Raw genomic sequence first — 12,990 nt, 5'->3', positions numbered from 1 at the left:
AACATATTTTGTAAATGTAAAATTACTTATTCTTAAATATTAACTTTTAACTAAAAAAAAGCCAGAAATATAAAATATTTTCTAGCTTTTAATATGGTACACCTAACAGGATTTGAACCTGCGACCATTGGATTCGAAGTCCACCACTCTATCCAGCTGAGCTATAGGTGCATATTAAAAAATTACTAAACAAAGCAAATGCTTTTTTTAGTAATTTCTTTTGTTTGGAGCGGGTGAAGGGAATCGAACCCTCGTAACTAGCTTGGAAGGCTAGCACTCTACCATTGAGTTACACCCGCATATTATTAAATTTAGTGGTCGGGGTGACAGGGATTGAACCTGCGACCTCATGGTCCCAAACCACGCGCGCTCCCATCTGCGCCACACCCCGATTAAATTCTTAATCATTGTCATCAGTTGTTTTTGTTATCAGCTCCTGACGACAATATTTATTCTACATTATGTTTCAAAATAAGTCAACACTTTTTACAAAAAAAAATCATTTTTTTTATATATTCGGCCTAACTCGTTGATATATCTAGGTTTCAGACATTTAAAATTTAATATTTTCCCACTAATTTATATAGATTTTATATGTTTTTATGTATATTTGTAACCTTTTTTATTTACTTTTTTTTAATTCTATATCTCTATAATATTACAATTTACTTCATTTTTATCATTAATCTCTATAATTCCAGCAGTACTATGTGCATTTCTAGGTTTACCTACACTTCCTGGATTCATAAATATTATATTTTCTAATTTATCTATAATTGGAATATGTGTGTGTCCATATAGAACAATATCTGCATTAACTTCAAATGCCCTATATGTCAGATTCAATATATTGCTTTTAACATTATAGCAATCACCATGTGTCAAAAATATTGTTTTATCATTAACTATATATATCTTTTCTTTTGAAAGTTTATTAACTGTATCACAATTTCCCTTTATAGCTATAATCTCTACATTATATTTTCCTTTTAAATACTCTACATCTTTATAATTGTCCCCTAAGTGAAATATAATATTGCATTCTTTTAATCTTTCCATAGCTTTATCCATTTTTATAAATTCACCATGTGTATCGCTCATTACTCCAATAATCATATTATTCTCCATAATAAATATATTTAAATAAAAAGATATCATACATGATATCTTTTTATTTAACTTTTTCTAATTCTTTCTTTAATTTTTCTAATGCTCTACCTCTATGACTCATAGAATTCTTAACTTCACTGGATACTTCACCAAAGGTAGCTTTTATTTTTTCTACATAAAATAATGGATCATATCCAAATGCACCTTTTATTTCTCTATAATCTTCTACTATATTCCCTTCAACTTTTCCTTCAACTTTTATTATGTTATTTTCATCTATTATAAGTGCCATGGAACAAACAAAAGCAGCTTTTCTTTCATTAAAAGGAACTCCTTTTAACTTTTCTATAAGTTTCTTGTTGTTTGCTATATCATCTCCATGAACACCACTATATCTAGCTGAATATATTCCTGGCTCACCATTTAAAGCCTCTACAACTAATCCAGAATCATCAGCCAAAACCATAGAGTTGTCTGATATATCATATATAGCTTTAGCTTTTATAATTGCATTTTCCATAAATGTAGATCCATTTTCATCAATATCTATATTTATATTTGCTTCTTTTAAACTTAGTACATCAAAATTTAATTCTTTTAACATTTCTTTAATTTCTTCAATTTTATGATTATTATTACTTGCAACTATTATTTTTTTCATAATTTCTCCTTTTTATTTGCATTTCTTATATTTATATATTAAAAAGTTCATCTCTTTCTGGCGGATCAACTTCTAAAATTTTATTATTTTCTATAATTACACCTTTTTCTTTTGTGATTCTACCAATAATTTTAGCTTCTATTCCATTTTCATTTAATTTCTTAATAAGTTCTTCTCCATCTGCAGTCATTATAGCCATACTACCTGATGAAATAAATCTTAATGGATCTATTTTAAACTCTTCACATACTCTTCTAGTAATATCACTTATTGGCATTACTTCTTTATATATTTCAAATCCTACATTGCTGGCTTTAGCCATTTCCCAAAGTGCACCTAATACTCCACCTTCAGTTATATCATGCATTGCATGAACATTTTCCTGACCTGCTATAATACCTTCTTTTACAACACTAATACTTTTTATGTATTCTTTTGCCTCTTTTATTTCTGAATCATTTAAAATTCTTTTACATCTTTCTTCATAGTCATTAACTAATATAGATGTACCTTCCAAACACAATTTTTTTGTTACTATAATATCATCATTCAACTTTGCACCTGCTGTTGATATTCCTTGGTTTTTCTTACCTTTTCCTATTACAGTGCAAGAAACTATAGTCTTATTTACAGCATCTGTAATTTCAGTATGACCACCAATTATTTCTACATTTAACTTTTGAGTTTCTTTATCAATTTCTTGCATTATTTTTCTTATATCTTCTAACGTTTCGGTAGGTGGTGCTAATATAGTAACTAATATTCCTACTGGTTCAACACCACAAGATGCTATATCATTACAATTTATATTTACTGCTATTTTGCCTATATTTTCCGTAGCACCAGTTACTGGATCAGTAGATATTACACATTCATATTCTCCGTAATTTACTATTGCACAATCTTCTCCAATACCATTGCTCACTCTAACCTCTTCTCTTTTTACTGTCTTATTCTTATCTATTATATCTTTTAAATCATCCCAATTTAATTTTCCAATATTCATTGATAATTCTCCTTTAATATTAACAATTACTAATCTACGTGATTTCACTCCCCATATAAGTAACATACTTATAATCAAAATACACTAAATTTTAAAATTTAATACTTCATTGTTAAGTTTCAATTTATTAAAACCTAATCATAAATTTTAATTTTCAAACAAAATATGAATAATTATATTTATTAATATAAAAACAGTTTTTTATTATTTTTAGCACATTTTCCCATTTGCAATCATATTATTAAATATAAGTACTATTATGGTGGTGTTATGTTGAAGTATATAGGCCCATTCCTAAGAATTAATATTTTAGATAATGAAAACATAAAGAATCAACTATTCCATTTATCAAAAGAATCAATATTTAACATAGTCTTTTCATCTAATTGTGGAATAACTTCTCCTAATGATGCATTTAGAGATAAATCTTTTTCCATAATTGATGATACCATAAATGATTTAAATTCTCCACTAATCAGTCTTTATAGAAAAGCTGATGCTAACCTTATAACATTAGACTCTAAACTAGTATGGAATGATAAAAAATTCAAAAAAGAAATAAATATTGCATCAAATGCTTACATGACATTATGTCTTTTAGAACTAGTAGATTATTATGATAATTTTCATGATATTGATGAAGGTAAATACAATTTAAGAGACTATTATTTAACTTTAGTTGGAGAGCAATTAGAATTTTATGCATTGAATCTTAGAAATAATGAAGGTATCTTCGTGGATAAAGTTGATGTTTGTGAACCTTTAGTTTCCCAATATCAATTTATTGATAAAGATAATAAGTTTAATTTTTCTACTCAAGCACTTCTTATGTCTGCTTATTATAAATATTCTAGCTATGGAGATTCAAAAGAAGAGAATGAATTTAAAAATTTTTCTCTAGATATATTAAACATGTTTGTTGATTTCAAAGATGAAATATATAACGTTCCTCAAGATGAGCTTATAAAAACATGTTTTGCTTTCACTGTATTTTATAAGTATTCTCATATAGATGAAGCAAAATTTTTACTTCAAGATTTTTCAGATTTAATGCTGGATAATTTAAAGTATATACCAGTATCTGCGCTAAGATATAATTTATCTTCTACAGCTCTATTGTATATAACTTGCATGATTTTATATAAAGAAACTAATATAAAAAAATATAAACTTGCAGGAAAAAAAGCATATGATGTTTTGGAAAAGTTATATCAAAATGATAAAGGTTTATTTTTGAAAGATCCTTATGAAAAGGAAAATAAAATTTATTGTGATGAAGCTATTCTTTACTTATATGCTATGATACTTCACAATGATACAAAAAAATCTGATGGTGAAAATAGTGATAACTCTATAGTTAATAACATTTATAAAAATGAAATAATTTCATCTGGATTAGTTTTAAGTTGGCCTGATTGTCCTAACTTAGATGATGTTGAAAGATATAAAGATTTTTCATCACTTCCAGATAACTTATTATCTGAGGAACATTTCAAAATGGCATCTGTACCTACACCTGAAATTAATGGTATGGCTCCAATATTTGCAAAAAAAATGACTTACAATTCAAAAAAAGATTCCTTTAATATAAGCAAATCAACTTTTGATGCTTATAGAAATATGTTGATTTTTTATGTTATCTTATTTTGTAGACACATAGAAAAATCCTGATTTCAGGATTTTTCTTTTTGTTTTTCATTAGAAATTTTTAGTTCACTTAATACTAAATATCCATTTTTATTTATATATACATTTTCAATAAAATTCTTTCTACACAATACAGTGTTCAAATTATATATTGGTATAGCTGGAATTTTATTTAAAAGTAGCTTTTCACACTCTTTATACACTTCATTTTTTTTGCTACTATTAACATCTGATTCTAAATTATTTATTAATTTATCATACTGTAGATCAGTAAAACCAAATTTATTATTTTCACTTTTCCAAAGATAATAATATGCTTCTTTTGTATTTTCGTTATCATAAATATATAGCATCATATCAAAATCTTTGCCTTCTAATATTTTATCTAAATCTTTTTCTTCATATGAAATTAATTTCACACCTATATCTAAGTCTTCCATTATATCTTTAGCTATGTCATCTGCAATTCTTCTTTCTATTGAGTTATTTTTATATAAAAATTTCACTACACTATCTTTTTCGTATTTAACTTCACTTAAGTATTTTTTAGCTAATGAAACCTCACTACACTTATCAAACTCATTCTCTTGACCTATACTATAAGATGTTGCTGGAACTCCAAAGTCTTTAGATATTTTTTGTATAAAGTATTCTTTTGACAATGATTTATTTATAGCATTTCTAAAATTTATATTGTTGCTAATTGACTTATTATTTAAATTGAAATTTATATATACAGATTGTTTTCCTAAAAACCCCTCTGTTCTATCTTGCTCTGTTAATTTGAAACTTTCATTTATTGGCGGGTCTATAAATATATCTAATTTATAATTTGCATCTTCAAAATTTGCCAAGACTTCTTCTTTATCTTCAATAAAAGATAACAGTATTCTATTATCTGTAACCTCTTTAACATTATAGTAATTGTTATTTTTACATAAAACATATTCATCTTTTTCATTTATCTTTAAAATAAATGGACCACTATATTTTATAGAATTATCACATTTTGAAAAATCTTTTAATAAATTATAGTCCCTTAAAGACATTACTGGTTCTGATAATATTTCTAACAATTTGTCACAAGGCTTATTTAATCTTATTTTCAAAACATCATCTGAAACATCCTTTATTGCAACATTCTCAAAAGAAGTTTTGTTTGTTATATAATCGGATACACCATAAATACAACTTAATTCTTCTCTATATAAATTATTTTCGTCACTTAAAAATTCTTTAAAAAACTTAACAAAGTCTTTTGATTTTATTTTTTGACCATTGCTATATTTTGCATTATCTCTAATTTTGAATTGATATTCTATTTTATCATCGCTGACTTTATATTCCTTCGATAATCCTCCAACTATATTTCCATCTTTATTAACTTTTACTAACCCTTCAAATAATGAATTTAATAAATCTTTTTCTCTAATTTTTTTATTATCTGTCATCTTTAAATCTTTAGGTCTATTTTCAATATTGCAGACTATATAATCTCCTTCAACTTCTTCACTTTTCCTATTTACATCTTGAAAAGAAACTGAAAACGTTAGTATTACACATAATATTGTAATTATAATAATTTTTTTCATATACTAATCACCTATATATAATAAATTTGAAACTTATTTTCATACTAAAATTATTAACATATATTAAAACTTTAATTCAATTTATAAAAAAAGACATTTTACTATTTAAAACTTCATAGTAAAATGTCTTTACATTTTCTTAAATCATATTTTCAAATTCTTCTTCTGTTAAAATTTGAACTCCTAAATCTAAAGCTTTTTGATATTTTGAACCTGCTTCTTCCCCCGCTAAAACATAATCTGTTTTTTTGCTTACAGCACTTGAAACTTTAACACCTAATGCTTCTAATTTTTCTTTTATTTCATTTCTTGAGTAATTTTTAAGTGTTCCTGTTACTACCATAGTTTTTCCTTCAAATGAATTGTCTTTTATCTCTAATTCATCATAAGTTGGATTAACACCTAATTTAAATAATTCATCAATAATATTTTTTACTTTTTCTGATTCAAAAAATTCTATTATGCTTTTAGCTACAATATCGCCTATATCATTTATATCTATAAGAGATTCAAAATCTGCTTTCATTAAATTATTTATATTTTTAAACTTGTTTGCTAAGTCCTTTGCAGTTTTCTTTCCTACATTAGCAATTCCTAATGCATATATAAATGAAGCTAAATCACAATTTTTACTGCCTTCTATTGCATTTAAAAGGTTCTGTGATTTTTTATCTTTAAATTTTTCCAATGTTAATAATTCTTCTTTTTTTATTCTGTATAAATCAGCTATAGATTTTATATCTAAGTTTTCAAATAATGCTTCTGCAGTTTTCTCGCTAAATCCAGCTATATTCATAGCTTCTCTACTTCCATAATGTACTATAGATTTAACTAGTTGTGGTTTACAAGAAAGTGTATTTTCACAAAAATAATGTACACCATCTTGAATTAATTTTGTACCACAACTTGGACAAACTTTAGGTGATTCAATTTCCTTTGCTTCATCTAAACTTTCTTCAACTGCACCCATTATTTCCGGAATAACATCATTTGAACGCCTAACAAAAACATTACAACCAATTTTTACCCCTTTTCTTTTTATATCATCCATATTATTAAGTGTAGCTCTTTTTACTGTAACACCACCAAGTTCTACTGGTTCTAATATGGCTGTCGGTGTAACTCTTCCACTTCTACCTACATTCCATTCTACATCTAGAAGTGTTGTAGACGTTTCTTCTGCTTCAAATTTATATGCAATAGCCCATTTAGGGAATTTTATAGTATATCCCAAAAGTTCCCTTGTTCTCATATCATCTATAGCTATAACTGCGCCATCTATATCATAATTTAAATTATTTCTTATACTTTCTATATACTCAATTTCCTTCTCTATTTGTTCTATCGTTGTACAAGGTTTAAAGTAGTCATCTACTGGAAAGCCTTGTTTTATAAGGAAATTTAGCATTTCAGTATAACTTTCAAATGACTTCCCTTCATTGTAACCAACATCATAAAAAAATGCTGAAAGATTTCTTTTAGCCGTTTCTTTCACATTTAAATTTCTTAGAGCACCAGCTGCCCCATTTCTTAGATTTTTTAATGGAACATTTGATGAAGTATTGTATTTTTCAAAAGCTTCTTTTGTCATTATAGCTTCACCATGAACTTCTATAGTTCTATTATGATCTATTTTTAAAGGTACTGATTTTATTGTTTTTACTTGAAGTGTAATATCTTCTCCAATTTCTCCTGTACCTCTAGATGCAGCAACTTTTAATATTCCTTCTTCATCGTAAGTCAAATTTATTGAAAGTCCATCAAATTTTTTAGTAACTATATATTTTAATTCTGGTAATTCATCATCATTATTTAAATTGTATTCTTTTATAGCTTTTAAATTTCTATTATGAAAATCTTTTAGTTCTTGTATAGTTTGAGCTTTATCTAAACTCCATAATCTTGCCCTATGTGTATATTTTTTAAATTCTGGTAATACCACATCACCAACTCTTTGTGTTGGTGAATGTGGTAATGAATATTCAAGTTCCTTTTCTAGATTTAAAAGTTCATCATACAATTTATCATATTCTTTGTCTGAAACGGATGGTTTATCTAAAACATAGTACTCATAAGCATATTTATTTAATATATCTATTAATTCTACCATTCTTTTATTTTTGTCCAAAGTATCCACTCCTTTTAATTATCATAATAAAATTTTTATATTAATTCTATTGGAGCTTTATTGAGCATTAATTTCTTTATTCCTTGATTATCAAACGCTACTGTAAGAAGCATATCACTCCCACTACCTGACATTCCAACTATTGTTCCAATACCAAAGCTAGCATGTTTAACTTTTCTACCTTGTGTAACTTCACTAGTATTTACAGATGATTTTGATACGTTAGTTTCTTTTGAGGTCATCATAGCTCCTACTGAAGATTGTGTTCCTCTATTAAAACTGCTGCTATAGCTTGCTACACTTTCTCTTCTTTGACTTTTAAAAGTATTAACTGCTCTTGACTTTTCTCCACCAACTAGTTCTTTTAACCCTACTGGTATTTCTCCTATAAAATCTGATGGTTCATAACATACAGTTCTTCCAAAAACTCTTCTAGTTTCAGCTGATGTTACATATAATTTTTCTTTAGCTCTAGTAATTGCAACATAACATAATCTTCTAGCTTCTTCCATCTCATTAAAACTGTTTAAAGCATTCATACTTGGGAAAATCCCATTTTCCATTCCAACTAAGAATACTACTGGAAACTCTAATCCCTTTGCACTATGAACAGTCATCATAACTGATGTTTCTTCTTTTTCTTCTAAATTATCTATATCTGATACTAATGTAACCTTTTCTAAAAATGCTGATAACGACTTATCATCACTACCTTTTTCAAACTCTACTGCATCAGATACTAATTCTTTTAAGTTTTCAATTCTGCTTTCATCTTCTATTGCATTAGATTTTTTAAGCATTTCCATATATCCTGTTTGATCTAAAACATCTAATATTAACTGTGATACTGTCATATCATCAGCTCTTGACATTAATGCATTTATTATTCCAGTAAACTTATTTATTGAATTTATAGCCTTTGTTGATAAGCCTGGGATAATATCAACATCTAAAAGTGTATTATAAAGACAATCCTCAGCCTCATTAGCTACATCTTGCACTTTAGCCACTGTAGCATCTCCAATACTTCTTTTAGGTTCATTAATTATTCTTCTTAAGCTTATATCATCTAATGGATTATTTATAAGTTTTAAATATGCCATTATATCCTTTATTTCTTTTCTATCATAGAATTTTAGTCCACCTACAATTTTATATGGTATATCTGATTTTCTAAAAGATTCCTCAAGAATACGTGATTGTGAATTCATTCTATATAGCACAGCAAAATCCTTGTATGTCTTGTTTTCTTCTTTCATTAATCTTTTTATTTCACCAGCAACAAAATTACCTTCATCAATATCACTAAAAGCTCTATATATTCTTATTTTTTCGCCTTCTTCACTGTCAGTTCTTAAAACTTTTTCTTTTCTCTGTGCATTATTTTTTATTACCATATTAGCAGCTTTTAGTATATTTCCTTTTGAACGATAATTTTGTTCTAATTTTATTACTTTGGTCTTTTTATAGTCTTTTTCAAAATCTAATATATTTCTTATATCTGCGCCTCTCCACTGATAAATACATTGATCATCATCTCCAACAACACAAATATTCTCTTCTTCACCCACTAATAATTTAACTAACTCATATTGAGCTCTATTTGTATCTTGATATTCATCCACCATTATGTATCTAAATTTTCTTCTATAAAAATCCCTTACTTCTTGAAAATCATTTAATAGTTTTACAGTCATAAATATTAAATCATCAAAGTCTAGTGAATTACTAGCTTTTAATTTTTTTTGATATAACATATAAATATCTGCTATTTTATTTTTTCTAAAATCACCTTGATTTTCTTTTTTAAATTTTTCACTAGATATTAAATCATTTTTTGCACTTGAAATTTTCCCTATAATTTCTCCATCAGTTAAATCTTTGTCATTTATATTAAGTTCTTTCATACATTGCTTTACTAAAGTTTTTGCATCATAGCTATCATAAATAGTAAAATTTTTATTATATCCTAGTTTATCTATTTCTCTTCTTAAAATTCTTACACAACTTGAGTGGAATGTTGATATCCACATACTATCTGCAACATCACCAACTAACCCTTGAATTCTTTCTTTCATTTCTCCTGCTGCTTTATTAGTGAATGTTATTGCAAGTATTTGAGATGGGTATATATTTAAATCCTCTATCATGTGAGCTATTCTATATGTTAAAACTCTTGTTTTACCTGATCCTGCCCCTGCCAATATAAGAAGAGGTCCATTTATAGTGGATGCAGCTTCATATTGTTCTTTATTAAGTAAACTTTTTAGATCCATTCTGTTCATCACTCCTACTCTAACGTTCTTCTAAATTTATATATAAATTAATATAATTTTTATATTTTAACTTTTATCCAATAACGTCCTATTATTATACCATATAACACCTATTATATTTAATAAATCAATCTTTATTTTATGTTTAATTCATAATTATATCCATAAAATAAAAAAAGAGATTACCTCATTAAGTAACCTCCCTATACATAGCTATTTACTTTTCCAATCTACTCTATCAAATACTGTTTTATATCCTTGGCATCCATAATTTAAAGATCTATTTACTCTACTTATAGTAGCTGTACTTGCACCTGTTGTACTTGCAATATCTAAATATGTTCTTCTTTCCATAAGCATTTTAGCAACTTGCAATCTTTGCTCTATTGCTTTAACTTCATAAACTGTACAAACATCTTCAAAAAACCTATAGAATTCTTCTTTAGTTTCTAAAGATTTAATACACTCAATTAAAAAATCCATCTCTTCACATTCTAGTTTTGATTTGTATTCACTCATAAAAATACCCCCTACACTAATATTTCCCCTATATTAGTACTACAATCCCTTTTTTTAATGTAACCATATAAATTGATTTAAATATTTGCAACTTTTATTTCTAAAAAAGTATTATTTATAATAGCTATTCCTTTTACGTGCAAAATTTTCTTTAAATTGAGAAATTTATAAAGATTCTAACACATTTTTCAACTTCGATTATATCACAGATATTAGAAACTTTAAAGAACAATAATATTTGATTTCAAAGAATATTTCGCAAAAAAAAGATTAAAGTAGACTAGCCACTTTAATCCTATAAAGCATTTATTAGTATAATAGATCCTGCAAATATAGTAGCAAAAACTATTGTCATTTTAATTAAAAAAGATTCTTTAGTTTTAGTTTTATTTTTTGAGTAAAACGTTTCTGAAGTTCCGCTTACTAAACCTTGTAATCCATTTGCTTTACTTGGTTGTAATAATATGCAAATAATTAATATTATAGCTGAAATTATTTGAATCCATACAAGAACATCTTTCATGAGAACACCTCCTTATGTCTTTACACATCAATACTATAATATTATCATATTATTTTCAAAGATACAATTTATTTAACATAATATAATATGCTAATTTTAGTAAATTCCTATAAAAAAGTTGATGCACAACTTAATCTGCATCAACTTTCTTAAATTATTTTCTATTTATATTATAGAATGATTTCATACCTCTATATTCAGCCATTTCACCTAGTTCTTCTTCAATTCTTAAAAGTTGATTGTATTTAGCAACTCTTTCACTTCTTGCAGGTGCTCCAGTTTTTATTTGTCCTGCATTCATAGCTACAACTAAATCAGCTATTATTGTATCTTCTGTTTCACCACTTCTATGAGAAACTACAGCTGTATATCCTGCTCTTGATGCCATTTCTATAGCATTCAAAGTTTCTGTTAAAGTTCCTATTTGATTTAATTTTATAAGTATTGAATTTGCAACTTTCTTTTCTATACCCATTTTTAATCTTTCAGTGTTTGTAACAAATAAATCGTCACCAACTAATTGAACTTTATGTCCTATTTTATCAGTTAAATGTTTCCATCCTTCCCAATCTTCTTCAGCCATACCATCTTCAATTGAGATTATTGGATATTTTTCAGCAAGTTCTACATAATAATCTGCCATTTGTTCTGGTGTTAATATTCTTCCCTCACCAGCTAAATTATATTTTCCATCTTCAAAGAATTCAGATGATGCTGGATCTAATGCTAAGAATATATCCTCACCTGGCTTATATCCTGATTTTTCTATAGCTTCCATTATAACTTTTATAGCTTCCTCATTTGAAGATAAATTTGGTGCAAATCCACCTTCGTCACCAACACCTGTTCCTAAGCCTTTTTCTTTTAATATTGATTTTAATTTATGATATACTTCTGCACACATTCTTAATGCTTCATTAAAAGATTTTGCTCCAACTGGCATAATCATAAATTCTTGTAAATCAACATTGTTATCAGCATGTTTTCCACCATTTAATATGTTCATCATAGGAACTGGTAATACTTTTGCATTAACTCCACCTATGTATTGATAAATTCCTAAGCCTAAATATTCTGCAGCTGCTCTTGCACATGCAAGTGAAACTCCTAGAGTAGCATTTGCTCCAAATTTTCCTTTATTTTCAGTTCCATCAAGATCTATCATTAAATTATCTATAGCAACTTGATCAAAAACATTCATTCCTACTAATTCTTCTGCTATTATATCATTTACATTATCTACTGCTCTAAGTACACCTTTACCATTGTATATTTCTTTAACATTATCTCTTAATTCAACTGCTTCAAACATTCCTGTTGATGCACCTGAAGGTACCGCTGCTCTACCAACTGTTCCATCTTCTAAAGTTACTTCCACCTCTACTGTTGGAAATGCTCTTGAATCTAATATTTGTCTTGCATAAACATCAATAATTTCTACATATTGTTTCATTTATAAACCCTCCTAAATTGTTTTTATTTCAAGTCATATAAAATAGAATTGATCTTTTAAATTACACTTTGTAGT

Annotated in this window: 10 protein-coding genes and 3 tRNA genes; 1 reads left to right on the top strand and 12 read right to left on the bottom strand. The window is 26.9% G+C overall.

The annotated features are described in order from the left end of the window. Nucleotides 1–94: 94 nt before the first annotated feature. From AC07E4_RS06865 to AC07E4_RS06840, 6 genes are all read right to left on the bottom strand, one after another. A tRNA-Arg gene (locus AC07E4_RS06865) sits at nt 95–171 on the bottom strand. A 54-nt stretch (nt 172–225) separates the two neighbouring features. Next, nucleotides 226–299, bottom strand: a tRNA-Gly gene (locus AC07E4_RS06860). A 16-nt stretch (nt 300–315) separates the two neighbouring features. Next, nucleotides 316–391: transfer RNA gene (locus AC07E4_RS06855), tRNA-Pro, on the bottom strand. 251 nt (nt 392–642) lie between these two features. Continuing rightward, on the bottom strand, nt 643–1,116 hold the full coding sequence (locus AC07E4_RS06850) for a metallophosphoesterase (protein ID WP_034437990.1): 474 nt from the start codon (nt 1,114–1,116) through the stop codon (nt 643–645). A 55-nt stretch (nt 1,117–1,171) separates the two neighbouring features. Continuing rightward, the gene (gene rdgB / locus AC07E4_RS06845) at nt 1,172–1,771 is read right to left on the bottom strand and encodes an RdgB/HAM1 family non-canonical purine NTP pyrophosphatase (RefSeq protein ID WP_034437987.1); all 600 of its coding nucleotides are present in this window, start codon (nt 1,769–1,771) and stop codon (nt 1,172–1,174) included. A 31-nt stretch (nt 1,772–1,802) separates the two neighbouring features. Continuing rightward, entirely contained in the window at nt 1,803–2,777 is a 975-nt protein-coding gene (locus tag AC07E4_RS06840) for an AIR synthase family protein (RefSeq protein WP_034437986.1), read from the bottom strand. A 273-nt stretch (nt 2,778–3,050) separates the two neighbouring features. Here AC07E4_RS06840 and AC07E4_RS06835 point away from each other — a divergent pair, with 273 nt between their 5' ends. Next, complete coding sequence (locus AC07E4_RS06835) at nt 3,051–4,448, top strand: hypothetical protein (RefSeq protein ID WP_034437984.1); 1,398 nt, start codon at nt 3,051–3,053, stop codon at nt 4,446–4,448. Nucleotides 4,449–4,450: 2 nt separating this feature from the next. Here AC07E4_RS06835 and AC07E4_RS06830 read toward each other — a convergent pair whose 3' ends face one another. The 6 genes from AC07E4_RS06830 to eno form a co-directional block, all read right to left on the bottom strand. Next, nucleotides 4,451–6,016 (bottom strand): ABC transporter substrate-binding protein, encoded by a 1,566-nt coding sequence (locus AC07E4_RS06830; protein WP_478216003.1) that lies wholly within the window; start codon nt 6,014–6,016, stop codon nt 4,451–4,453. Nucleotides 6,017–6,155: 139 nt separating this feature from the next. Beyond that, nucleotides 6,156–8,126 carry an NAD-dependent DNA ligase LigA gene (gene ligA, locus AC07E4_RS06825; RefSeq protein WP_430829122.1) on the bottom strand — a complete coding sequence of 657 codons (1,971 nt, stop codon included), beginning with the start codon at nt 8,124–8,126 and terminating at the stop codon, nt 6,156–6,158. A 53-nt stretch (nt 8,127–8,179) separates the two neighbouring features. Then, nucleotides 8,180–10,420: a DNA helicase PcrA gene (gene pcrA, locus AC07E4_RS06820; protein ID WP_430828852.1), complete on the bottom strand. Its 2,241-nt coding sequence runs from the start codon at nt 10,418–10,420 to the stop codon at nt 8,180–8,182. A 213-nt stretch (nt 10,421–10,633) separates the two neighbouring features. Then, complete coding sequence (locus AC07E4_RS06815) at nt 10,634–10,939, bottom strand: YerC/YecD family TrpR-related protein (protein WP_034439108.1); 306 nt, start codon at nt 10,937–10,939, stop codon at nt 10,634–10,636. 295 nt (nt 10,940–11,234) lie between these two features. Further along, on the bottom strand, nt 11,235–11,462 hold the full coding sequence (secG, locus tag AC07E4_RS06810) for a preprotein translocase subunit SecG (RefSeq protein ID WP_430828853.1): 228 nt from the start codon (nt 11,460–11,462) through the stop codon (nt 11,235–11,237). 154 nt (nt 11,463–11,616) lie between these two features. Then, a complete protein-coding gene (eno, locus tag AC07E4_RS06805) occupies nt 11,617–12,915 on the bottom strand; it encodes a phosphopyruvate hydratase (protein WP_478216002.1) in 1,299 nt (432 codons plus the stop codon). Between the last annotated feature and the right edge of the window lie 75 nt (nt 12,916–12,990).

This window comes from Clostridium amazonense (genome assembly GCF_056431285.1).
The sequence above is the reverse complement of the archived record's forward strand: the minus strand, read 5'-3'. Positions and strand labels throughout refer to the sequence as shown.

Excerpts from the sequence above, each read along its gene's own strand:
- eno (WP_478216002.1), bottom strand. The coding sequence starts at position 12,915 with ATGAAACAATATGTAGAAATTATTGATGTTTATGCAAGACAAATATTA.
- AC07E4_RS06815 (WP_034439108.1), bottom strand. The coding sequence starts at position 10,939 with ATGAGTGAATACAAATCAAAACTAGAATGTGAAGAGATGGATTTTTTA.
- pcrA (WP_430828852.1), bottom strand. The coding sequence starts at position 10,420 with ATGGATCTAAAAAGTTTACTTAATAAAGAACAATATGAAGCTGCATCC.
- ligA (WP_430829122.1), bottom strand. The coding sequence starts at position 8,126 with ATGGTAGAATTAATAGATATATTAAATAAATATGCTTATGAGTACTAT.
- secG (WP_430828853.1), bottom strand. The coding sequence starts at position 11,462 with ATGAAAGATGTTCTTGTATGGATTCAAATAATTTCAGCTATAATATTA.
- rdgB (WP_034437987.1), bottom strand. The coding sequence starts at position 1,771 with ATGAAAAAAATAATAGTTGCAAGTAATAATAATCATAAAATTGAAGAA.
- AC07E4_RS06830 (WP_478216003.1), bottom strand. The coding sequence starts at position 6,016 with ATGAAAAAAATTATTATAATTACAATATTATGTGTAATACTAACGTTT.
- AC07E4_RS06840 (WP_034437986.1), bottom strand. The coding sequence starts at position 2,777 with ATGAATATTGGAAAATTAAATTGGGATGATTTAAAAGATATAATAGAT.
- AC07E4_RS06850 (WP_034437990.1), bottom strand. The coding sequence starts at position 1,116 with ATGATTATTGGAGTAATGAGCGATACACATGGTGAATTTATAAAAATG.